This is a genomic window from Liquorilactobacillus sp. (assembly GCF_047719775.1).
GTDB lineage: Bacteria > Bacillota > Bacilli > Lactobacillales > Lactobacillaceae > Liquorilactobacillus.
This window is the reverse complement of the sequence record NZ_JBDNTS010000010.1, coordinates 19,828-44,199: the sequence shown is the minus strand read 5'-3', so window position 1 is coordinate 44,199 and position 24,372 is coordinate 19,828. Positions and strand designations below refer to the sequence as shown.

Genomic DNA, 24,372 nt, shown 5'->3' with positions numbered 1-24,372 from the left:
ATTTAATACTTAAAATTAAATTTTTAAATCATTGCTCAAAAGATGATTATATAATTCGTGCATCACAAAGATAATTGCTGCTATTAAGAAAAACGAAAACATAAAAATACAATAAACCGGAAGTTCTCCCAGTGTTTGGAAAACTGTTCCAAAAATACTATTATAGTTTATTACTGTATTACTGATTGCCAAATCACTAAAACTTGCTATTAGAAGTAACCCAACTCAAACAATTGTTGAAACCAAGAATAACTTTTTCTTAGCACTATACTCCATCCCCTCATCTCCTTCAACTTGAAGTCTACAACAAGATTATACAGATCCTGTCATACTTTGTTGTCTTCTATATAAAATATTAAATTACAGCATTTTCAATATATAAATTAAAAAAGCTCTAAAATAATTGATGAAAATCAACTAATTTCAGAACTTTTTTAATTAGGGTTGAAACAAAAGTTAGATTCAGAAAATTAAAGTCCTAAGTCATAATTCAATAGATCTTCGTAAGTCTCGCGTCTGATAATCAGCTTATCCTCACCGTTTTCACAAAAAACAACGGCTGGTCGAGGATTACGATTATAGTTGCTTGCCATGGTATATCCATATGCTCCTGTTGATGGAACTGCCAAGATATCACCCGGATGTGTAATTGGCAGCAATGCATCTTTTACCAAAATATCACCAGACTCACAATATTTTCCTACTACGGTAACAATTTGCTCTTTCAATGCATGGGGCTTATTAGCCAGAATCGCAGCATACTTTGCCTGATAAAGCGCGGGTCTAATATTATCTCCCATTCCCCCATCAACCGAAACAAAGTGACAGACTCCTTCTACGTCTTTGCGTGACCCTACTGTATATAGAGTAGATCCTGCTTCAGCAGCCAGTGAGCGACCAGGTTCAATCCAAATTTCTGGAAATTCGAGATTGGCTTCAGTTATTTTTTTCTTAACCTCTGTAATAATTTGTTCTACAAAATTTTCAGCAGAAGATGGTTGATCACTATCAACGTAGCGTGCACCAAAACCTCCACCAAGATTCAGCAACTTGGCAGAAAATCCAAATTCTTCGTTCCATTGCTTCAGCAGAGAAACCATTTTATCGACTGCCATTACAAAACCCTTGACCGCAAATATTTGGGAACCGATGTGACAATGTACTCCGAGGACATTCATTCTAGGATTATCAAGCAATTCTTTTAGTGCTTTCTTCGCTTGACCACTGTGTACATCAAAACCAAACTTTGAATTTTCTTGACCAGTTGAAATATATTTATGTGTCTCAGCCTCAATACCTGGTGCAACACGAACTACTACAGAAATTGTCGTGTCTTTCTCTTTTAAAATTTTGTCCAAATATGCGATTTCTTGGAAATTATCAACTACAATACAACCAATCTGGGCATCAACTGCCATCGCCAGTTCGATCGGTAATTTATTGTTTCCGTGGAATTCAATTCTTTCAGCTGGCATCCCGCCCTTTAACGCAGCAACTAACTCTCCTCCAGAAACCACATCACATCCTAACCCCTCACCTGCAACTAATTGGTACATGGCAACAGCAGAAAAAGCCTTACTTGCATAGGTCACTCGATAAGGAACAGCAGCAGCAGTAAAAGCCTGTTTGAAGTGACTTATCTGACTTTTCATTTTTGAAACATCATACGCTATCAAGGGTGAACCATATTTAGATACAAGTTTTAAAGTATCGACCCCACCAATTGTTAAATGTCCTGCTTCATTCGTTGTTACTTCATCTGATAAACTTGTCAACTTCAAACATCCTCTCTTTTCAAAAATTCTAATTAAATAAAAAAGCCGGGAATACTGTCCCAGCCATCTCGCACACGTCTAATTATTCATCACTCTTGAGAATTCCGCCTACACTATAGCGGTTTTTTTTCATCTCACTAAGAATAACGTGGACATGTTCAGCTGGTGCTCCAGTGTTCTTGCTAACAGCTTTAGTGACATCTTCCACGAGGTGTTTAAGTTGATCTTGTGTGCGTCCTTCAATTAAATCAATATGTACAATCGGCATCCTTTTTCCCCTTTTCACTAAAACATTAATGTTAGTTATATTAAAGCAGAAATAATATTAGAAAGCAATTAAAATTCCTAAAAATGCTATTTAAAAAAAGATTCTTTCTCTTTTTACTAATTATCCAACTTGTTCTTGATTTTAACCTGCTGCTCTTTATCTGCAAATTTTTCGCATTAACAAAGTTTGTAGACATCACAGAATCCACTTATGCTACAATTTGCTTTAATTTATATAATTCAGACCGAATTAAGAAAGTCATTATGGTAATAACTTTTTTTACAACAAAGAACAATGCTATGCTAGAATTATTTTAACGAAATAATTTAGAAAAAGAAAGAAGAATTAATTTGGCATTTAAAGAACAAAGTTTTTCAGCTTGCACAAGTATTCTTGTAGGAAAAAAAGCAAGTATTGATGGTTCAATCATGATTGCTCGAAACGAAGATGCAAAGACTGCTTGGCCAAAACATTTTAAAGTATATCCTCATGGTGATCACGCCAAACAGAAGCTTTTTGTTTCACCAGACAATGGGTTCACAATGGAATTACCCCAAACTAGTGGACGCTACACTGCCACACCCGAATGGACAGATAAGTATGGGATCTTTGCCGAAGACGGCTTTAATGAGTATGGTGTCGCAATGAGTGCTACTGAAAGTGCATATGCCAACGAACGAGTTCTCGGAGCTGATCCACTGGTTTCTGAAGGAATTGGCGAAGAAGCAATGATCACAGTAACACTGCCATATATACATTCTGCACGTGAGGGTGTCCAGTATCTCGGCAGAATTGTTGAGGAAAAAGGGGCAAGTGAATCAAACGGTATTTTATTTGCTGATCAAGCAGAATCTTGGTATATGGAGATCGCAACAGGTCATCATTGGGTGGCACAACGGATTCCTGCTGATTCCTATGCTGTCGTTGCCAATCAGCTAGCAATTCAAGAAATCGACTTTACAGATAAGAATAATTTCTTATTCTCAACTGGTATTGTTGCTTTTGTTTCGCTAAATAAACTAAATATTGCCACAGACTCTTTTAATTTCCGTAAAATTTTTGGAACGCAAGATTTGAGTGATGCAATCTATAGCACCCCACGTGTGTGGTATGGTCAAAAATACTTGAATCCTGAAATTATCCAAGATCCAATGAGTCAAGAACTTCCTTTCATTCGTAAAGCAAGTCATCTCATCAGCCGTGAAGATATTGAATTCATTCTTAGTTCACATTTCCAAGGAACAGACTTTGATCCAATTGGACAAGGTCCTGTGGAATTAAAACACAAATTTCGTCCAATTAGTCTAGCAAAAACACAAGAATCACATATTCTCCAAATTCGTCCTGGATTCCCCACTGAACTTGCAGGAATCCAATGGCTTGCCATGGGTGTCACTGCTCAAAGTATTTTTGTTCCTTTCTATGCAGCCATCAGTGATACTCCAGAATCCTATAAAAAAGGAGATGCCACTTACAGTACAGACTCAGCTTATTGGAAATACAAATTACTTGGTATTTTGGTCGACAGTAACTATTTAGAATTTGGTTCAAAGTTAAAGGCACTGCAAAAGGACGTTAGGATTGAGCTAAATAAACGGATTCGTGAAACTGATAAACATGTTCAAAGTGGTCTAACTTCAAAAGATAAAATTATATTTATTACAAAAAGTTCAAATGAAAATGCTCTTTACGCAATCAAAAAAGTGGAAGAATTAACTGCTCAACTGATTACCGAAGCAACTGCCTTCTCACCACTTGATTTTAAAACCGATGCTAATTTATGATAAAAAGTAGAGTATCCCATCTGACAAAAAGTTTCGAGTACTACTCAGAATTACGAACAAAGTATTACTATGGGTAATTCGAAATTAGACGAATAAGTTTGCCTTGTAGAACACATTTATCTGAAACCAACAAAAAAACCAGATCAAAAGTTAAATTTTGATCTAGCTCCTACTTTACTCAGATTAAGGAATTATTAGCCTAAATTAGACTCCAACTTCAAAGCGCTCGACGTTGACAGCTGCCGTTAACTCACCAGAATTGGCACCTTTAAGACGTAACATTTGGGTCTTCTCATTTAGCTCTAAGGTCATATTTTCGTCCATGTACATCTTACTATAGCCCTTAATAGCAAATGAACCCATATCAGTATCAAGATTTTCATCATAATCATGCGAATCAACAGCTGGGTCAACTAAAAGTACGCGAAAAACGGATGCTAAAGTACAGGTGCCAACACGTGAAAAGGCTCCCACACCATCATCAAAGTCCAATAAAACTTTGACATCCGTGTCGCCTATCTTGCTTTGTAATTTTGTTTGTGCTTCCGGAGTGATTTTCAAATACATTTTTAATTCCTCCATTCATTTTTATTGTGCCTCAACTATATTGTACGCGTTATATTAAAAGACTCAAAATATCTGCTTCTAAAAAGTTAGTATTACTAAAGGAGATTTTAACATGACACATAATTCAGAATTGATTTTCGAAAATGTTCAGCTTGATGTTCGTGAAATTGTTCTTAAAGAACGGGTCTTTATCACACATTATAGTGAAAATAACATCCAAGCTCTGAAAACAGCCGATAAAAATATCAGATTCTACTTATCACAAGAACTTTACACGTTAATTCAAAAGTTAATCCGTTTTGGTTTCATTGCTAAGCTGCAAAACCAGCCTAAAATAATTCCAGCACAGTACACGCAAAAAATTGCTGGACTAGAAATAACAGCTTACAAAAATGATGACTCCTTATTCGGTTCACTTGTTTTTCTTATTAATTCAACAAATAAATCTATTTTTTATTGTCATTCATTTACTAATAAAGGTGCACATAATAAACGTATCAAAAACTGGAAAAAAATCATTCGCAAGGAGCAACCAATAGTTTTTTACTTAGATACAAAAATGTATACAAACAATTCCTCTCCTGTCATTAGTGAAACAGGTATCCAAAAACAATTTGGCAAATTCATTGCTCATCTCCCTGCTGATGCGCATGCAAAGGTCCGATTCTCCGCGCTAAATCCTGAGCGCCTTGCTAAATATAACGAAACTGCTAAAGAGCATAACACGCTGATTATTTGGCAAGAAGATTACGCCAAATTTCTAAGTTTTTTCTTTCCTAATGAAGAATTTTTAACTTCTTTACCAAAAGATAAAGAAAATTTGAGAAACATCCGCCAAATTAGTACAAAATTTGTATTAACCGCTTCCTCAGATAACTATGTTGATCCAATGCTGCACCCTATTATTGAAAAAGGCCCGGTTGGAGGGATTACACCCTTGATTACTCCCATCGATGACCATGAGCTTTTGCAATTAAAGCAAGATTTAAAAAGCACACAAATCATTTTCTGGTAAAAATACTATAATATACAAAAAAGAGTACGTTATTAGGGAGTAGAATTTGGATATTCGTCCAAAACTACTGAAAAACGCACTCTTTTTATTCTATAAAATTATCAATGTAAATATTCTGTAAAAAAGTGGCTTACTCTCCGCTGATATTCGTTTGGGTAATCATAGTAAGTCATCGCGTGCCCAGCCTTTGCAGCTACCCATATTTTCTTGGGTTCTTGAGCAGCTGCGTAATTTTGGTAGACCATCTTTGTGGGAACAAATGTATCTGCTCCGCCATGGATAAAATAGATCGGCAATTTATTCTTACGTAACTGTTTTAATGAACTTCCTGCTTTAAAATTAAAACCAGCCTTAAAGTTAGCATACCAAGCTGCAGTTGTAATTAATGGTTCCTTTGGTAGGTTAAACCGCGACTTCAGTTCATACGTCAGTTCCCCCTCAATCGTTGAATATCCAGCATCTTCAACGATTGCTTTAACCTGTTTAGGCAGCTTCTCACCGCTAACCATCATGACAGTTGCTCCACCCATACTGACACCAAAAAGTCCTATTTCAGAATTCTTACCGTCTTTCGCAATTATCTGCTTGATCCACTTCACATAATCTAGGCGATCCGGCCATCCAAAACCGATATATTTTCCCTGGCTCTGACCTGCACCACGATCATCTGGCGCCAAGACATTATACCCAAGATCATGAAACATTCGGATATAACTAGCCATATCTTTATGATTCTCCTGATAACCGTGGGCAACGATTATTGTCTTATTTGTCTCGTTTTTTGCTGGAACATATACTGCATGAAGTTTTAAATTTTGCCCGGCTGAGATTTCATTCCAACTCTTTTGCTTCACGTTATTTAACCACTTCTTATCAGTATTTTGTTTCTTAGCTTTTTTTATAGGAACTTTCGAATTAAGTGCCTTTTGCGGTTCAAAAGCAAAGTTATAAAGATAAGCACTTGCACCACCTATTCCTGCCAGTAAAGTAACAATTAATATTCCAACTACTATCCCAAAAATTCTTTTCTTGCTCATTAATTTCTCCATCTACTCTTTCAAAACAAATTAGAACTACTCAAGAATTTAAATTCTAGAGCAATTTCATCTTATATGATCACTCGGCAATACTCTCTATAGAATTGGAGATAAAAGTCTCGAAAAATACTGTTTGAACTTCAGCCACAATGATTGCTTCTTAAAATCATCCATCGTTAATTTGGTAGACTTTTTCATATCTTCCCTAAAAATATTACTTAATTGTTCACTTATTCCTTGATCATACAAGAAAGCATTAGCTTCAAAATTCAGCTTAAAACTTCGATAATCCATATTTGCAGAACCAACAGACGCAATTCTATCATCCACAACTAATGTTTTAGAATGCAAGAAACCATTATCATATCTATATATCTCAACGCCGGTTGCAATTAACGACTGGGCATAGTATTGCGTTGCACGATATACAAATGGATGATCTGGCATTGAAGGAATCATAATTTTTACTTTAATTCCTGAAAATGCCGCTAAAGAAAGAGCTTCTAAAATCGGATCATCTGGTATCAGATATGGTGTTTGAATCATTATATATTTAGTCGCATTATTGATCATCTTAATGTATCCGAGTTTAATCTTTTCAATATCATTGTCAGGGCCACTCGAAACAATTTGGATACTCGTCTTTCCTTGGCTCTTAACCAACGGAAAATAATTTTCTTGATAATCAATGCGATCCTTTTCAGGTGCCGTCGCATTCCAATCCATGAAAAATCTGGACTGCATAGAATCAGTCGCATTTCCCTGTACACGAATATGTGTATCTCTCCAGTATCCAAATTTCTTACTCTTACCTAAGTATTGATCTCCTACATTAAAACCTCCAATATAGCCGATCTTTCCATCAATAATCACTAATTTACGGTGATTACGATAGTTTAGACGAAAGCTAGAGAAACTTCGACCTGAACTAAAGAATGATTCCGCCCGCCCGCCGAGTTCCTCTAATTTAGCAAAAAACTTTTTAGTCGTACCATGTGAACCAAAACTATCATAAATCACCCTTACCTTGACACCCTCAGCAGCTTTTTTCTCAAGCAGGTGTAAGAGTTGGTTCCCAATCTCATCATTATAAATCGTATAGTACTCTACATGAACATGGTCAGTTGCAGTCGCAATATCCGCAAATAACCTTCTAAACTTTTCTTTACCATCTATCAATATCTCAACTTTATTGTGCTTAGTTAAAATAGCTTTATCGGTTTCTAAAAAAAGATGTGCCATCTCGCGGGCCGTATCAGTTATTTCATCTGCTGGCAGTAATTCTTTTTCATCCCACTGCTCTTTTTGCAGGCTAACCAACTGATCAATTCCAATTTGTTTTTGCGTACGAATATCATCAATTTTGTTTCGTGAAAGTTTTTTTCCAATAATTAAATACAGAATAAAACCTATTACAGGTAATAAAAGTAAAACCAGCAACCAAGCCCATGTGGCTGAGATTTCACGCTTTTCTCTGAACACTGTTAATATTGCAAAAACAAGGTTCAACATAAAAATAACTTCAATAATCGCTAATGTTATAGACATTTGCTTCCCCTTTTCTGAATTTTGCCGAATATCGTTGCAAAAAACAAGCTATCTATGCAAAAGTTTACACTTCATTAATTCATTTGTCATTTTTAATGGGCAGTGAACTTAATAAGACAAAAAAAACGAAGTCCTGATAATTCTCCGTCTTTTTTTAATTATAAATTATTCCTATTTTTTCTTAAGCCATGAAAAAACATTTTGAAAGAAGCCTTTCTTCCCGACTTCTTTGATATTCATCAAAGGAACTGTCTCTCCTTGCATCCTACGTGCGATATTACGATATCCCTGTGCAGCTGGGTTAGTCTCGTCCAAAACAATAGGCTCTCCCTTATTAGAGGTACTGATTACTTTGTCATCGTCAAAGACAATTCCAAGTAGATTAATAGATAAATGATGCGTTATTTCGTCAATATCCATAACTTGCCCGTCATTCATCATATGAGTTCTGATTCTATTGATAATTAATTGTGGAGCTTCTTCCAAACCAGCTTTTTCAAGTAGCCCAATAACGCGGTCTGCATCACGAACAGCCGAAATTTCAGGTGTTGAAACAACAATTGCCTGATCTGCCCCTGCAATAGCATTTAGGAATCCTTGTTCAATCCCTGCTGGACAGTCAATCAGAACATAGTCATAGTCAGGTTTTAATTCATCAACAATTGCCTTAACTTCACTTGGTTCAAGTACTGACTTATCAGCGTTTTGCGCCGCTGGCAGTAAAAATAGTTTGTCGTCAAAACGCTTATCCTTGATTAAAGCCTGATGCAATTTTGCTCTTCCTTTAGCAACATCCACAATATCATAAATAATTCTATTATCTAAGCCTAAAATAACATCGAGATTTCTTAAACCAATATCTAAATCAAGTAAACAAACCTTTTTATCCGAGAGTGCAAGTGCAGTTCCTAAATTAGCAGAGGTAGTTGTCTTTCCTACCCCACCTTTTCCAGAAGTAACAACAATCGCTTTGCCCATCTTTAGTAACCTCCCATGTGTGCAAATAGTTTTGGTCTAATTGCTTTTACTTGATCCCGTTCAGTATAATCAAGTACATGCAAATCGTTAACATACACTATATTCTCACCATTTTTCGTTATCTTGTGCTCGTCATCAGAAATGATATCAACTACATCCGCAATTCTAACCTGTTGGGCTTTTGAAACATTTCCCGCAATAATTGCCTGTGCATCACTTAAATAACCTGCATGTATGATTCCTTCACAATTACCAAGTAAGAATATATTACCAGTGGCTCTCAAAATTCCCCCACGATGCAAATTACCGATAAATAGAACATCACCTTTAATATATTCGATTTGTCCATTTCTCACCGTATTCGCATTGAGGTGCACTACTTTACTCTCAACCATCTCAATGGCATCTTGAACAAGCATAACATCTGAAGTGAATTTATGTATCGAAAAAAGCGGATAATTACTTACAATATCCTCAATCTTTTTCTTTTCTTCGGCACTTAGCAACCTTGTTCCTGTAGTAATGTTAAAAGAGATTGGCTGTGTGGCATCCCGTTTTTTATCCTTCTGCAAGTCTGCGAATAGAGCTGTTACTTCAGCAAGTATATCTTCAAACTTAGAATCAGCACGAATCGCTATCACATAACCATCTTTGTGCCCCTTTAAAACAACATTCTGCATTTCAATCCACCCCCCTTATCTTGAGGACATCTCCATTAGTCCTTTAATTGGCAAATATAATATTACAAACGCTGCCAAGTTAAATGCTAACGTGGGTCCTAGTGTACTGCTGATAAAGATTGCAAGCGAAACACTTGTAAAACCAATCAGTACGTTAATCCAGTAGAATAAAAGTGTAAAAAGTGCAATATCTATCAGATAAATTAATAGTACCACAATAAAGGATGGTGTAAAAAAACTATACATTACTTTGGTTAAATAAAGGATCAGTGGAACCAACATAAAAAATGGTCCAATTATGCCTGTAAAAAACAAATCAAAAGTTAATCCAACCGTAACTGCCCAAAAAAAAGGATGCTCAACTTTGGCAAAAAAAACACTCATTACAACCCAAAGAATAAATAAACGACTTTCAATGGACAAACTAGCCTTAAAGAAAGCACCCGCAAACATATTACTTAAAGTTCCATCTAGAAAAAGAGCGACGAACAGACCTAAAGGGTAATAATAACGTATTTTTGAAATTCTCATCAAACCAACCTCTAATCTGTTCTCTCTGCAACAGTAACAATATTAAGATTTGTCAAATCTGCTGCAGGCTTTATTTCGACTTTTGTGGCCAATCCATAATCGTCTTTTTCAACTTTCATAACGGTCCCAACATAGATTCCCTGAGGAGAATTGCCACCCATACCAGAAGTAATGACCTTATCACCCTTCTTCATTGTCTTTTGAGAATCAATCTGCCCCATTATTAGCCGGTTGGTGTTAGCATTATAGTTAGTAATTAAACCATTGACTGACCCATCATCTGTAATAATTGTTGTAGCAAAGCGATTAGCATTATCATTCGTTGTACTAATTAGTTCGACCTTACTATTCGTCTTATTTACTTCGGTAACTCGTCCAACCAAACCTTTGTCAGACAAGACGGATGCATTCTTCTTGACACCAGCTAGTGACCCTTTGCTGATAATTATTTGATTTTGCCATGAAGAAGGTGTCCTTGCGATGACATAAGACGTTACCGCAGTATAATTTGTCAAAGACTTATTCAACTTCAATTGTTTTTTCAAAGCTGCATTTTCTCTGCGAATCGTCTGATTGGAAACCTTCTCAGATGCCAAATTATCAACTTGTTTTTTTAATTTCTGATTTTCTTGATAAGTATTAAGCAAACTTCCGACTGCGCTACCCGCATTGCCAACCGCACTAATTGGATAACTTACCACCCTATCAACCAAGCCTGCAGTATCGTTACCAATTTGTTGGATAATTGGTGGTGTTGACCTGTCATTTCTAACAGTAACTGAAAATGCGACTAATACAAACCCAATAATCAATGTAATAAGTACAATGATAAGTCTTTTATTGAAAAAAAATCTTTGCATTGTTTCCTCCACTCACTAAACTCATAGACATATCCAAAAATTAGGAGGCTGGACGAATATACTCCCAACCTCCCAACATGACACGTTTCAATCGTCTATATTATCTTTTTTTCATTACTTCAATACTCTTAAGTGATTCACCGGTACCAATAGCAACACAGTCTAGTGGCTCCGATGCAATAAATACTGGTACTTTGGTTGCATCTGCAATTACTTCAGGAAGATGACGCAGCTGAGCACCACCACCAGTTAAAACAATCCCATGATCGATTACATCGGCTGCAATCTCAGGCGATGTTTCTTCTAGCGTTTCCTTGATTGCAGAGATAATTTCTTGTACGACCTCTTGGATTGCCTGTGCAACATCAACTGCTTCAATATCAATTGTTCTTGGAAGTCCACTTAACAAATCACGACCACGAATTGTCTGACTATCCAATTCTTTTGCGGCCTCAATTGAAGCCGATGCAACATCCATTTTCAATTGTTCAGCTGTTCTCTCACCAATCAATAAATTATGATGTTGTCGTACATAATAGATGATAGCTTCATCAATCTTATCTCCAGCCATTCTAATTGAACGACTAGAAACAATCCCACCCAAAGAAATCGTTGCAACATCTGTTGTACCACCACCAATATCAACAACCATGCTGCCAGTTGGATCCATAACTGGAAGGCCTGCACCGATTGCTGCCGCGAATGGTTCTTCAATCACATATGCATCGCGTGCACCTGCTACACGAGTAGCATCAATGACTGCTCTTTTTTCTACTTCGGTTACTCCACTAGGAACACAAACCATTACATATGGCTTTCCTGTCTTCCGAGCCAAAGCCTTTTGGATATAGTACTTCATCATTGCAACTGTTGTATCATAGTCTGCAATTACGCCGTCTTTCATTGGACGAATTGCAACGATACTTGCCGGTGTCCGTCCAATCATGTCTCGTGCTTCAGATCCAACTGAAACAACTTCGCCTGTTTTTGTATTTTTAGCTACAACTGAAGGCTCACGTAATACAATTCCTTTACCTTCTGCATATACAATTGTATTTGCTGTACCTAAATCTATGCCAATATTCTTCGTCCCGATTCCGAACACTATATTTCATCCCTTCACATTGCCTCATTTTAATAGATAATGCAGTTCTTCAGTAATAGCCCAATTATACCATAAGATTTAAATGTCGTTTACCAAAAAATGTCGTTCACCAAAAATTGTTTACTTAGCCAGCATACTAAATGAAAATCAAAATGTCTTGAGTTCTCAATATTCTTAATCATTATTTATACAATTATTTATTGTAGTGACTTACGTCGGCACTAAAGTACCGAGCTTCTAGGAACAAGCATAACTTATCTCATACATTTCAGTATTCGACAGCGGTTTACTCTATTTACTAAGGTTTAGCCCAAACCAAGTTTTAATATATTTTTACTTGCATTTACATCTCTATCTAGCTGTGTATGGCATTGAGGACAAGTCCAAGTGGTTGGGATCAAAAGCTCTCTATTTATTCCGTGTAAACGTGTTCCATAAGTCAAAATTCTCCGTCTAACTTCGAATCACTCATAGCAAAGTACTCGCTATGTTCGCAATTTCGAGTTAGTACTCAAATTTTCCCAACTTATGTCTCACTCTCTTACCATCATCATATCCACAATTAAAGCAGACTTGACTAGTCTTGTATGGATCTTAAAAGCATAAGTTTTCTTAGTTATCGAACCTTTAAATGGACATTAACCGCCTGTGGTCCTCGCTTTCCAATTGCAACAACGAAATCGACTCTCTGACCTTCTACTAATGTCTTATAACCTTCAGTTTTAATTGCTGAAAAATGAACAAAAATATCCTGTTTATCATCGTCAGGGGTAATGAAACCATATCCTTCGTCCTTTTCAAAAAAATGAACTGTACCTGTAAGCACATAAACACATCCTTCTTATAATCAGCTAATGAAAAGTTTAGCATATTCATCTCACTTGAACAAGGAATTCAAAGACTAAAAAAGATCTTAAGAAAGAATCTTCTCTTCACGCATGCTCATGTACTGCGATGAGCCTACAATAATGTGGTCAAGCAATCCAATACCAATTATATCCCCACACTCTGCAATTCTTTTGGTCAATTGCAGATCATTTTTTGAGGGCACAGTATCTCCACTTGGATGATTGTGGACAATCATTATTCTCGCGGCCGCGTACTGCAATGCAAACCGAAAGATTTCTCGTGGGTGCACTGTTGCTGTGTCCAGCGTTCCTTGAAAAACAATCTTTTTGGCAACTATTTGATTCTTGGTATCTAATAATATTACAAATAATACTTCTTGTAAGCTCAGTCCTAGTTCCAATGACATTTCCTCGCCTATTTCCTGACTTGTATATATTTTACCCAGCGTCAATTTCGGCCTTTTATTGAGTCTCTCAGCAAATTCACACAGCGCCCTGCACATCTAAACACCATATTTACTACCAACAAGTTCCGTCAATTCTATATCAGAAAGATCTTTTATTTGGCGCAAATCCGTGTATTGTAAAAAAAATTGGTTAACTTTTTTGCCCGCCTTTTCTTTTCCTAAAAACCCACAAATAAGTATAAAAAGAAGTTCCTTTTGACTTAAACTAGCTCCTTTATACTTAGTCAATCTTTGTATTATTTCTTCTTCATCATATCTGCTTGTTAACATAAGAAAACCCCTTTCGTTTTTAATTACGTAAACAAAAGGGATTCATCCTATTTTTCGAGATAGCTTTTTACTTCACTTAGATTTTCTAAAACCGCCTGTGTTTTTGCAGCAACTTCTTTTGTTGGTTGTATTAAATCTGGAACCATGATCACAGGAATATGTGCTTCGTTTGCCGCATAAACACCATTATATGAGTCCTCAAGTATCAACGCTTCGTTCTTATTGTGTTCACCCGACGCCGTCCATGCATGTTCAAAAATATCTGGGTCGGGTTTGGCCTTAGCCACATCATTGGCTGAAACTATCTCTGAAAAATATTGCCCAATTTTGGCAGTCTTCAAAAAATAATCAATTGCTTTTCGATCATTACTTGATGCTAAAATACTTGGAATTTTAACATCACGTAGATAAGAAGCTAACTCTAAGAAACCCTTTTTTAGTGGTAATCCTTCTTCTTTAATCACATTAAAGACTTGCTGTTTACTTAAATTAATAAAATCAGAAATCAGCTCCTGACTACCATAGTCGCGACTCATCTCTGAATACATCAAATCATCACCCGATCCAATGAAGCGCCGATAGTAGTCTAGTGAATATTGCATCCCCAACTTTTTGGCGGCTCTTTGATTTGCAGCAAAATATATTTTTTCGGAGTCAACCACTAATCCATCCATATCAAAAATTACTAACTTTAAATTCATTTTAAATATCCTCACCTAATCTAAAAAATAGTGTCGTACTTCAGAAACAAAATACAACGATCCAGTAATCAAAACCATATCTTCTTCTGACATCTGTGCAATGATTTCAACTAAGGCTTCCTGCCAATTCTTTGAATATTCGATTTTTTCACTTTCTTCGGTAACCTCCGCAACTTTAGCTACTGGTCGCGGGCCTGCAAATGTTGTGGCATATATTGTCGTATTAGGAAGCTGACTCAATTGGACAAACATCTCACGCGGCTGTTTATCTGCCAGTATTGCAGCAATTATATAAACATGCTGATTCTTGAACCTTCTCTTAATTGTCTTTGTAATCATATCCATTGCTGCAATATTATGTGCCCCATCCAATACAATCAATGGGCTTTCACTCACGGCTTCAAATCTTCCTGGCCAAGTCGCTTTTTTTATAGCCGCACGAATTTCCTTGCTCTTTACGTGCCATTTTTTTTGCCTTGCGACGACCAAAAAAGCACTGAGCGCGACTGCCGCATTCTCACGCTGAAATTCTCCCATCAGTGAGGTCTGTAAATCAGTAATTGCTAAATCAAAGCCCTCATAGTCAATAACTTCACCCCACGGAATCTTTTTATGCGCTTCTTTGAAAGAATACCCCTCACTTGGCATATACAATTCTGCATTCTTTTCTGCTGCTCTCTTCCTAATTACAGTGAGTGCTTCTTCAGGAATATCTCCGAGCACAACCGGTCGCTCTTCTTTGATGATTCCCGCTTTATGACCAGCAATCTGTGCCAGTGTATTCCCCAGTAATTTTGCATGGTCATGGGCAACGGTCGTTATCACCGCGACAAGCGGACTGCTTATTACATTAGTTGAATCAAAGGTTCCGCCAATGCCAACTTCAACAACCGCAATCTCAACCTTCTCCCGCGAAAAATATAAAAACATTAGTGCAGTAACAATCTCAAACTCAGTTGGTCCACCTCCAACTTCAGACAGTTCCTTATCCAATTGTGCAACAACTGGTACGATATAATTAACAAGGATTAACAACTCCTCATCAGATATCATTTGTTTATTGATTTGAATTCGTTCATTAAACCTGACAATAAAAGGTGAGGTAAATGTCCCGACCTTAAGTCCTTGTTCCTCCAGTAGTTCTCTTAAAAAGGCTACAGTTGAACCCTTTCCATTCGTACCTGTCACATGAATTATTTCCAAATCTGATTCAGGATTACCTAAGCGCTCCAGAAATAACCTCATTCTAGACAGAGTTGGAATTTTCTTAAATTGTGTTCTTCCGTGAATAAAAGAAACTGCCTGTTCATAATTATCAAACGCCATTATTCTCAACCCTTCTTACTCTCAAATTTATTGTACATTAAAGGGCTTACCAGAACAAACAACTTTTACGCCAATCTAGAAAAATATAATGCTAACTATGTTTAATTTTTATTTATGCAAATTAATACCAGTTAGCTTACAGTAAATTAAGAACTTGATTAAACATAGGAAGAGACCGAATCAAAAGTTTAATTTTGAGCCAGTCCCATTAGTGCTTCTGTATACATGTGTTCCATAAATCAATCTTTTCGTCTAATTTTAAATTACTAATAGCAAAGTGCCCAAATTTTACCGATTTATGTTGTGTCTCAATCCAGATGAAATAAATCTCTCGTATACACTTTAGTTTGAACATCTGTTAGTTCATCATTAAAACGATTTGCGACGATTACAGTGCTGTTTTTTTTGAATTCAAGTAAATTATTTTCGATTTTGTATCCTTGAAAATCAGAATGTTCTTTTAACATTGGTTCATAAATCAGAATTTTTATACCTGGGTGGATCTTTTGTAATTCCTTGATGACACCTTGAATTGAACTTTCACGAAAATTATCACTGTTCTGCTTCATAGTTAACCTATAAATACCTATATTAACTGTATCCTCAACAAGTTTATTTTTATTAATGAATCTTATAATCTGCTCCGCAATGAACTCTTTCCGTGTTGCATTAGATTTCACAATTGCTCCAATCAAATTCTGTGGAACGTCCTGATAATTTGAAAGCAATTGTTTCGTGTCTTTAGGTAGACAATAGCCGCCATAGCCAAAAGATGGATTGTTGTATCCATCGCCAATTCTTGGATCTAGACCAACACCAGAGATAATCTGCTGCGTATTTAGCTCCTTAGATTCTGCATAGGTATCAAGTTCGTTAAAATAACTGACTCTTAATGCCAAATACGTATTTGAAAATAATTTTACTGCCTCAGCTTCAGTATATCCCATTACAAGCGTTGCAACATCTTGTTCAAGTGCACCAGCTTTTAATAGACTTGCAAATTGCTGTGCATTCGCTCTTTCTTTATTATCTGTCATATCAGTACCAATAATAATTCTTGAGGGATGCAGGTTATCATACAAAGCTTTGCTTTCTCGTAAAAATTCTGGATTGAAAATTATATTTTCTAGTTTGAGCTCATTCTTGATCCGCTTTGTAAATCCTACAGGAACCGTTGACTTGACAACAAGAATCGCTTCTTTATTGTACCGTCTTACCAATTTTATAACTTGCTCAACTGAAGAAGTATCAAAGAACTGCTTTTCACTATCATAATTTGTCGGTGTTGCTATTACTACAAAGTCAGCTTCTTTGTAGGCTACCTCCGCATTAGTTGTCGGAATCAAATCCAATTCATGTGATGCCAAATATTCAATAATTTCTTTATCTGCAATTGGCGAAATCTTCTTATTCAATAGCTCTATTTTTCTTTTATTAATATCAACTGCAAAAACTTGATTATGCTGTGCCAATAAAATCGAAATGCTTAAACCAACATATCCAGTTCCCGCAACAGCTATTTTAAATTTTCCTTTTTTTGTCATCCTTCTAAGTCCTCTTTTCCAAAAACTACTCAAGATTATTTTGTTGATTGTAAGCTCTCATTGAATCATCAAAAACATCATTTTTATCATGATCCACAAAATCTTGCATCGTTCGCTGTGAATTTTTAGTAGCTCGTCCACGCGCCTTTTTCTGGATAAATTCCTCTTCGGATTTAGTGAAGTAATGATTAATTTGAACTCTATCCGTATTCACGCTTTGAGAAAATGGTCCATCCACTTCTTGTTTTTTTTCATTTACTGCATAATAGCCAGGTAAATAAAAAGCTCCGTGCGGATCATTTAAAAATCCTGCTACTTTTCTAGGATCAACCACTGATTTAATATGAAAGTTCTTCTCGAAATTTTTTTGAGCACGATATACAAAATTATTGGTTAACAATCCTTGAGGTTTCTTTTTCAAAAAAGAAGAACCAAATATTTGCCAGTTAATTACAAAACCTCCAACATGAGGGTCAATAAAATAATCATTTAATAAATTAACAAAACTCAATTGCTCACCCTTCAAGTAGATAAATTCATCTGCGTCTAAAAAACCCATGTATCTTGAATAGCTGCCATACCTATTCAGAGCATCATTATATGCATCCATTTGCCTTGCAGTCCCACTAAATCTTATATAAGTCACCATATCTTTGAATGACGCTATTATCTTCTTTAGATCATCTTGACTATCGTTATCATAAATATAAAAGTGCTCTACTCCAATTGAAATATAATACGCCAACCATTCTCTAATATATGGTGCCTCATTCTTCAAAATTATTACTATTGAGAGATCATATTTTAATTGCGTATGATTATTTCTTTTTGTCCATAATTTAATTAATTCTGCTGTGCCATTAATTGCTGCCTTTAATTCACTTTTTCTAAGTTCTTTCCCAATTTTTTGTTCATATGGTAAGTCAATAAAGAGTTGGGTTCTCCTAATACTGCCATGCAGCGCCTTTTTTAAGTTCATAATATGAAATTCTCCTTTATATCAAAAAAAGTGCAACTGTCCTATCCTTCTTAATTTTATAGAGTTTTTATGAATTTTTTGTGAAGTAATAACTAATACTCTGCGCTATTACTAGTAGCTTTAATTAAAATAGATTATTTTTTTACTCTATAATAATATTAGGAATCTCTATACCTTCACTCAAACCTATAGGAGAATACTTCATGTTCACAATGATTTTACACAAAAAGCACTCCATAATAATTAGATTTTTGTCTAACTATTATGAAGTGCTTCACTTTTAATCTAGTCTTTCTATTACAAATAAATATGTTTCATAAGTCAAGATTCTCCAGCTAGCTTCAAATCACTCATAGCAAACCCACTATGTTCGTAATTTCTAGTTGGTACTCAAATTTTCCCAATTTATGCTTATGGCACATTTCCCTTACTAATTCTTCTCCAAAGTCGCAATTCTCTCTTTCGTTGCTTCTAACTTCGTCTTGTACTCTCCAAGTTTTTCTCTTTCTTGAGTAACCACTTCTGCAGGAGCATTAGCAACAAAGCGTTTATTACCCAATTTCTTTTCTCCACGAGTAACTTCGCTTTCTAATTTCTTAACTTCCTTTTGCAATCTTAAAATTTCTTCGTCAATATTGATTAGGTCTGCAAGTGGCAAATATACCTCGGCACCAGTAATAACAGATGTCATTGCCAAATCAGGTGCAACAACAGCAGCACTAATTTTCAACTTCTTAGGATGACAGAAACGTTCGATGTAATCAACGTTAGCTTCAAAAATCTTCTTTGTTTTTTCACTTGACGTCTTAATTAGAATTTCAATTGCACTTGACATTGGAGCATTGACTTCAGCACGGCTATTACGAACAGCCTTGATCAGTTCAATTAGATTCTCCATTTCACTTTGTGCAACTTCATCTACATCAGCAGCAGCATATTCAGGATACTTTGCTGTCACAAGCGATTCACCATCGTGTGGCATTTCCAACCAGATTTTTTCAGTAACAAATGGCATGATTGGATGTAGCAGTCTCAAAGTTTGGTCAAGAACATAACACAAAATATTTTGCGTATCTTTCTTTGCCTGTTCATCTGTTCCATTCAAATCTTCTTTAGACATCTCAATGTACCAATCACAAAAATCATTCCAGATAAAGTTATAAAGTGCTCTGCCAGCTTCACCAAATTCAAAGCTGTCAAATAGGCGTGTGACTTCACCAATAGTTTCATTCAAACGGCTGATAATCCATTTATCCGACAATTTCCATTGACTCTTTACGGGTAATTGTGCTGTTGTATCATCATCCAGATTCATAATAACAAAACGGCTGGCATTCCAGATTTTATTGATGAAATTCCACGCAGCATCCATTTTTGTGTAACTGAAGCGTACGTCTTGTCCGGGAGCAGAACCATTAGACAAGAACCAGCGCAATGCATCCGAACCATACTTGTCAATCACATCCATTGGGTCAATTCCATTTCCCAATGATTTACTCATTTTGACACCATTCTCATCACGAATTAAACCATGAATGAGTACATGCTTGAATGGTCGCTCCTCTGTAAATTCGAGGCTTTGGAAAATCATCCTTGAGACCCAGAAGAAAATAATATCATAACCGGTAACCAAGGTGTCCGTTGGGAAGTAACGCTTAAAATCAGCAGCATCCTCATCTGGCCAACCCATTGTAGAAAATGGCCATAATGCACTTGAAAACCACGTATCTAATACATCTTCATCTTGAACCCAGTTTTCAAGATCTTGCGGTGCTTCTTCACCAACATAAATTTCACCAGTTTTTTTATGGTACCATGCAGGAATCTGATGTCCCCACCACAGTTGGCGCGAAATTACCCAATCATGAACATTCTCCATCCATTGTGTAAATGTATTCTCGAAACGACTTGGTACAAAATTTACTCTCTGTTCCGAGTCTTGATTTGCCAAAGCAACCTTGGCTAGCGGCTTCATCTTGACAAACCATTGTGTCGATAAGCGCGCTTCAACCTGGACACCCGTACGTTCAGAATGGCCAACACTATGAGTAATTGGTTCAACACGCAATAAGTAGCCCGCGGTATCAAGGTCAGCCACAATTGCTTTACGTGCTTCAAAGCGGTCCATTCCTTCATACTTACCGGCATTCGCATTCATCGATGCATCTTCATTCATGGTATTGATTCTTTCTAAGTCATGACGATTACCAACTGCAAAGTCATTAGGGTCATGTGCTGGCGTAATCTTAACCATCCCTGTTCCAAATTCTGGATCAACATATTCGTCAGCAATAATTTCAATCTTGCGTCCCTGTAATGGCAAGATCAGTGTCTTTCCAACAATCTCCTTGTAGCGCTCGTCATTAGGATGAACCGCAACTGCAACATCACCCATCATGGTTTCAGGACGAGTTGTTGCAATTTCAATATAGTTTTTCCCATTGAATGTTGTCTCATCAGCAAATGGATACTTAACATGATAGAAAGCACCCTTTACATCCTTATGAATAACTTCAATATCGGATAATGCCGTCCTAGCTTTAGGGTCCCAATTGATAATGTATTCACCACGATAAATCAGGCCTTTCTTATACAGCGTAACGAATACCTTCCGTACTGCTTTTGAAAGCCCATCATCAAGCGTAAAGCGTTCACGGTCATAATCTAAAGACAATCCCAGTTTTTTCCACTGCTGATGAATAATATCAGCGTACTCGTCTTTCCATTTCCAAACAGTTTCAATGAACTTCTCACGACCTAAATCATAGCGAGAGATACCTTGTTCAGCAAGACGCGCCTCGACCTTAGCTTGGGTTGCAATTCCTGCGTGATCCATCCCAGGAAGCCACAAAGTATCAAAACCCTGCATTCTCTTTTGACGGATAATCATGTCTTGCAGTGTCGTGTCCCATGCATGTCCTAAATGCAGCTTACCCGTTACATTCGGTGGTGGGATAACAATTGAATATGGTTTTGCTTCTTTGTCCCCACTTGGCTTAAACACTCCTTGTTTCAGCCATTTTTCATAACGACCAGGTTCAACCTGTTGTGGTTCATATTTCGTTGACATCTCAATCTCTCTTGTCATACACTCAGTCCTTCCTTTTTTATAAAACAAAAAAGCCCTCCTAAAAAAATTAGGACGACTTTCACCGTGGTACCACCTAAGTTGGGCGTTTAACCCCTCTTAATTACATGATAACGAACATGTCCGGTCAGGCTTACTTATGAATTGTAGAATCCAGTTCAGCTCAACAGCTTACAAGCTACAATTTCAAGATCAGTTAGAGGTATTTCAGCAGACAACCTCTTCTCTTGTAAACTTAAAATCTCAAAACCCTCTTGTTCTTCGCTTATGCACTATATAATAGCTTGAATATATCAGACCGTCAAGCCTAATTATAGAAGTTCAGCAAAACTGTCACTGGTTTCGTCCAAGAACTTCTGGTCACTCTTAATTTCAGTAATCTTAATTCCAGCCAGCGCTCTTTCTATCATTCCGTCAGCATCTAAACGCGCTTCGTAGAGTCTTGCCTTATCCAAACGTGGCTTTGTCTTAGGTGCTGGTGGAGCAAAAATTGTGCAGCAATCTTCAAATGGCATGATTGATAAATCAAATGTATCAATTTTTTGTGCAATCTCAATAATTTCATTTTTATCCATTGAAACTACTGGGCGCAATACTGGAAGAGTTGTCACATCATTTATCGCAACCATACTTTCAAGTGTTTGAGATGCCACCTGGCCAAGTGCCTCGCCATTAAAAATTGCGAGTCCACCACGCTTTTGAACAATCAGATCCGTTAAGCGCAACATGAAGCGTCTCTGAACGGTCATCAAATAACCTGATGGAACATCGTGCTTAACCGTTTCTTGAATCTCTGTAAAGGGAACCTGTATAAATTTGATACTCCCTACAAATGGTGCAAGCTTAGAGGTCAGTTCTTTTGCCTTATTTAAGGCTTGTTCACTTGTATAAGGAGGACTGAAGAAATGCACCATTTCAATTGCCACTCCTCGTTTCATAGCAAGATAGCCTGCCACTGGTGAGTCAATTCCACCCGACAGCATCAACATTCCCTTACCGGCAGTGCCAACTGGCAGACCGCCTGCACCGTTAATCGTTTCACTCGAAAGAAATATTCCATTACTTCTAATCTCTACACGCAATGTAATATCTGGCTTCTTCATCTGAACCTTAATCCCTGGAATATTATCAAGTACATAGCCACCAAGTAAGTCATTCATTTCATTAGTGTCTAGTTCAAAATCATGATCTGAACGGCGTGTATTAATCTTGAAAGTCGTGCCCTCTTCAAATTGTTCTTGAATCATCTCAACAGCCTTTTGCTTAACAAGTTCAATATCGCGTTTGACCTTAATGGATGGTGAGAAGTTCTGAATACCAAAGACCTGTCCCAAGCGTTTCATCACTGCTGTACTATCTTCATCATTTAATTGAATATGCATTCTGTCTCTGTTAGCCTTAATAATCAGCTTAGGAAAAGAATGCAGACTCTCTCTTGTATTAAAACCTAAACGATCAATAAAACTTTTTCTGTTTTTCCCTTTGGTTGATAATTCGCCATAGCGAACCATTATTTCTGTATATTGCACACTTTACTTCCTTTCATTTCTACGAATTAATCTTTTCAAACTGATGATATAATTGTTCAAAAACGCCAACAAATTCTCGAGCTTCTGCCAAACTGTTATGTTCATCCAAGCTAATACGGATTGCTGACGTTGCAATTTTATCAGGAATATTCATTGCATTCAGTGTTCCTGAGACAACATGTTTCTTGGAAGAACATGCACTCGTTGTTGAAATATAAATTTCATGTTCCTCAAAGGCATGTACGATTGTCTCTCCGCGAACACCATCAATTGTAAAGCAGAGAATATGCGGTGCAAAGTCTGCTGTCATTTGTGAAAACATCGTTACTTTAGGGAATTTAGTGACGTAATCATAAATAAATTTTTTTATTTCAAACTGCTTTTGCACCTTTTTTTCTTCTTCTTCTAACAATAATCGTAAGGACTTTGCCATTGCCGCAATTGCAGGAAGATTCTCCGTTCCACTACGCAGGTTTTTCTCTTGTCCCCCACCACTCATCAATGGCGCCAGTTTACGTCCGCGACGTTTAAACATGAACCCGATTCCTCTCGGAGCATGGAACTTATGCCCAGAAAATGTTACAAAATCAACGCGCTCATTCATAATCATCTGCTGGATTCCCTTACCGATACCCTGAACTGCATCAATATGAAAATGAATCTTAGGATAAGCTCTCAACACAGCAGCAATCTCATCAATCGGCTGAATTGCTCCTATTTCATTATTAACAGCCATGATTGAGACTAAAATCGTATCTGATCGAATTGCTCCTTCCAAGTCTGCAGCAGAAACCCGGCCGTTTTCGTCAACTGGCAAGTATGTGACCTCAAAGCCTAACTTCTCTAATTGCGCCATTGAATTCAGCACAGCAGGGTGCTCAACACTTGAAGTAATTATGTGCTTACCATGCATCCGTTTTTCAATTGCTGTCCCCTTTACGACCCAATTATCACCTTCAGTACCACCACTTGTAAAGAAGATTTCATCTTGTTCGACACCCATTAATTCTGCAATCTGTGATCTTGCTTGCTCCAATAAACCAAATGCTTTTTCACCTAAAGCATGGAGTGAAGATGGATTTCCCCAGATTTGCTTGCTGACCTTGCTGTAGGTCTCCAATACTTGAGGTGCAACTTTAGTTGTTGCACTATTATCAAAATAAATCATTTCTACCCTTCCTATGCCAAAAAATTTATACTTTTTTTTAAATAAAACTCGCAAATTATTTTACAATATATACTGCTGAAAACAAAGTTAATTTTTAAATATTTAGAAAACAGAGTGTGATCATCATCGAATAGCTCTTGAGCACTAAGATAAATTGCTAAAGCAACCTGATTGTGGTTGTGTGCAATTTGTTTAGGCGCAAAGAGTTGATGATGTGAACACGTTTAAAATCTGAGTGTAATCATCGTTGAATAGCTCTTGAGCACTAAGATAAATTGCTAAAGCAACCTGATTGTGGTTGTGT

23 protein-coding genes are annotated in these 24,372 nt (G+C 36.8%); 2 read left to right on the top strand and 21 right to left on the bottom strand.

What is annotated here, in order from left to right:
• Nucleotides 1-470 precede the first annotated feature (470 nt).
• Together lysA and ABF682_RS06825 are read right to left on the bottom strand one after the other, a co-directional pair.
• The gene (gene lysA / locus ABF682_RS06830) at nt 471-1,775 is read right to left on the bottom strand and encodes a diaminopimelate decarboxylase (protein ID WP_415619360.1); all 1,305 of its coding nucleotides are present in this window, start codon (nt 1,773-1,775) and stop codon (nt 471-473) included.
• 82 nt (nt 1,776-1,857) lie between these two features.
• On the bottom strand, nt 1,858-2,061 hold the full coding sequence (locus ABF682_RS06825) for a 2-hydroxymuconate tautomerase (protein ID WP_289978481.1): 204 nt from the start codon (nt 2,059-2,061) through the stop codon (nt 1,858-1,860).
• 332 nt (nt 2,062-2,393) lie between these two features.
• On the opposite strand from ABF682_RS06825, the gene ABF682_RS06820 reads away from it, so the two are divergent.
• Nucleotides 2,394-3,827, top strand: a complete 1,434-nt coding sequence (locus ABF682_RS06820) for a C69 family dipeptidase (RefSeq protein WP_415619359.1) — start codon at nt 2,394-2,396, stop codon at nt 3,825-3,827.
• A gap of 204 nt (nt 3,828-4,031) precedes the next feature.
• Here ABF682_RS06820 and ABF682_RS06815 read toward each other — a convergent pair whose 3' ends face one another.
• Complete coding sequence (locus ABF682_RS06815) at nt 4,032-4,394, bottom strand: iron-sulfur cluster biosynthesis family protein (protein ID WP_289978476.1); 363 nt, start codon at nt 4,392-4,394, stop codon at nt 4,032-4,034.
• Nucleotides 4,395-4,506: 112 nt separating this feature from the next.
• Between ABF682_RS06815 and ABF682_RS06810 the strand changes: the two genes are divergently transcribed.
• Nucleotides 4,507-5,409 carry a hypothetical protein gene (locus tag ABF682_RS06810; RefSeq protein WP_415619358.1) on the top strand — a complete coding sequence of 301 codons (903 nt, stop codon included), beginning with the start codon at nt 4,507-4,509 and terminating at the stop codon, nt 5,407-5,409.
• Nucleotides 5,410-5,510: 101 nt separating this feature from the next.
• Here ABF682_RS06810 and ABF682_RS06805 read toward each other — a convergent pair whose 3' ends face one another.
• From ABF682_RS06805 to ABF682_RS06720, 18 genes are all read right to left on the bottom strand, one after another.
• Nucleotides 5,511-6,446, bottom strand: a complete 936-nt coding sequence (locus ABF682_RS06805) for an alpha/beta hydrolase (RefSeq protein WP_415619357.1) — start codon at nt 6,444-6,446, stop codon at nt 5,511-5,513.
• Between the two features lie 96 nt (nt 6,447-6,542).
• Nucleotides 6,543-7,994, bottom strand: a complete 1,452-nt coding sequence (gene cls, locus ABF682_RS06800; protein ID WP_289978469.1) for a cardiolipin synthase — start codon at nt 7,992-7,994, stop codon at nt 6,543-6,545.
• Nucleotides 7,995-8,165: 171 nt separating this feature from the next.
• Nucleotides 8,166-8,972: a septum site-determining protein MinD gene (gene minD / locus ABF682_RS06795; protein WP_289978468.1), complete on the bottom strand. Its 807-nt coding sequence runs from the start codon at nt 8,970-8,972 to the stop codon at nt 8,166-8,168.
• 2 nt (nt 8,973-8,974) lie between these two features.
• A complete protein-coding gene (locus tag ABF682_RS06790; RefSeq protein ID WP_289978466.1) occupies nt 8,975-9,652 on the bottom strand; it encodes a septum site-determining protein MinC in 678 nt (225 codons plus the stop codon).
• Between the two features lie 15 nt (nt 9,653-9,667).
• Nucleotides 9,668-10,183 (bottom strand): rod shape-determining protein MreD, encoded by a 516-nt coding sequence (gene mreD / locus ABF682_RS06785; RefSeq protein WP_289978464.1) that lies wholly within the window; start codon nt 10,181-10,183, stop codon nt 9,668-9,670.
• An 11-nt stretch (nt 10,184-10,194) separates the two neighbouring features.
• Nucleotides 10,195-11,043, bottom strand: coding sequence for a rod shape-determining protein MreC (mreC, locus tag ABF682_RS06780; protein WP_289978463.1), 849 nt, complete (start codon nt 11,041-11,043; stop codon nt 10,195-10,197).
• Nucleotides 11,044-11,143: 100 nt separating this feature from the next.
• On the bottom strand, nt 11,144-12,148 hold the full coding sequence (locus tag ABF682_RS06775) for a rod shape-determining protein (protein ID WP_415619356.1): 1,005 nt from the start codon (nt 12,146-12,148) through the stop codon (nt 11,144-11,146).
• A 305-nt stretch (nt 12,149-12,453) separates the two neighbouring features.
• Complete coding sequence (locus ABF682_RS06770) at nt 12,454-12,549, bottom strand: zinc ribbon domain-containing protein (protein WP_354669247.1); 96 nt, start codon at nt 12,547-12,549, stop codon at nt 12,454-12,456.
• A gap of 215 nt (nt 12,550-12,764) precedes the next feature.
• Nucleotides 12,765-12,974 carry a cold-shock protein gene (locus ABF682_RS06765; RefSeq protein ID WP_415619355.1) on the bottom strand — a complete coding sequence of 70 codons (210 nt, stop codon included), beginning with the start codon at nt 12,972-12,974 and terminating at the stop codon, nt 12,765-12,767.
• An 87-nt stretch (nt 12,975-13,061) separates the two neighbouring features.
• Nucleotides 13,062-13,499, bottom strand: a complete 438-nt coding sequence (locus ABF682_RS06760; RefSeq protein ID WP_415619354.1) for a JAB domain-containing protein — start codon at nt 13,497-13,499, stop codon at nt 13,062-13,064.
• The gene (locus ABF682_RS06755; RefSeq protein WP_415619353.1) at nt 13,500-13,733 is read right to left on the bottom strand and encodes a hypothetical protein; all 234 of its coding nucleotides are present in this window, start codon (nt 13,731-13,733) and stop codon (nt 13,500-13,502) included. It abuts the gene before it with no gap.
• Between the two features lie 47 nt (nt 13,734-13,780).
• Nucleotides 13,781-14,434 (bottom strand): HAD family hydrolase, encoded by a 654-nt coding sequence (locus tag ABF682_RS06750; protein ID WP_289978458.1) that lies wholly within the window; start codon nt 14,432-14,434, stop codon nt 13,781-13,783.
• 15 nt (nt 14,435-14,449) lie between these two features.
• A complete protein-coding gene (locus ABF682_RS06745) occupies nt 14,450-15,760 on the bottom strand; it encodes a bifunctional folylpolyglutamate synthase/dihydrofolate synthase (RefSeq protein WP_415619352.1) in 1,311 nt (436 codons plus the stop codon).
• Between the two features lie 308 nt (nt 15,761-16,068).
• The gene (locus ABF682_RS06740; protein ID WP_415619351.1) at nt 16,069-17,304 is read right to left on the bottom strand and encodes a nucleotide sugar dehydrogenase; all 1,236 of its coding nucleotides are present in this window, start codon (nt 17,302-17,304) and stop codon (nt 16,069-16,071) included.
• Between the two features lie 25 nt (nt 17,305-17,329).
• Nucleotides 17,330-18,283, bottom strand: coding sequence for a glycosyltransferase family 2 protein (locus ABF682_RS06735; protein WP_415619350.1), 954 nt, complete (start codon nt 18,281-18,283; stop codon nt 17,330-17,332).
• Between the two features lie 430 nt (nt 18,284-18,713).
• The gene (locus ABF682_RS06730; protein WP_289978451.1) at nt 18,714-21,371 is read right to left on the bottom strand and encodes a valine--tRNA ligase; all 2,658 of its coding nucleotides are present in this window, start codon (nt 21,369-21,371) and stop codon (nt 18,714-18,716) included.
• A 311-nt stretch (nt 21,372-21,682) separates the two neighbouring features.
• Nucleotides 21,683-22,900 carry a tRNA uracil 4-sulfurtransferase ThiI gene (gene thiI, locus ABF682_RS06725; RefSeq protein WP_289978448.1) on the bottom strand — a complete coding sequence of 406 codons (1,218 nt, stop codon included), beginning with the start codon at nt 22,898-22,900 and terminating at the stop codon, nt 21,683-21,685.
• 19 nt (nt 22,901-22,919) lie between these two features.
• Nucleotides 22,920-24,068 (bottom strand): cysteine desulfurase family protein, encoded by a 1,149-nt coding sequence (locus ABF682_RS06720; protein ID WP_415619349.1) that lies wholly within the window; start codon nt 24,066-24,068, stop codon nt 22,920-22,922.
• Nucleotides 24,069-24,372: the final 304 nt, after the last annotated feature.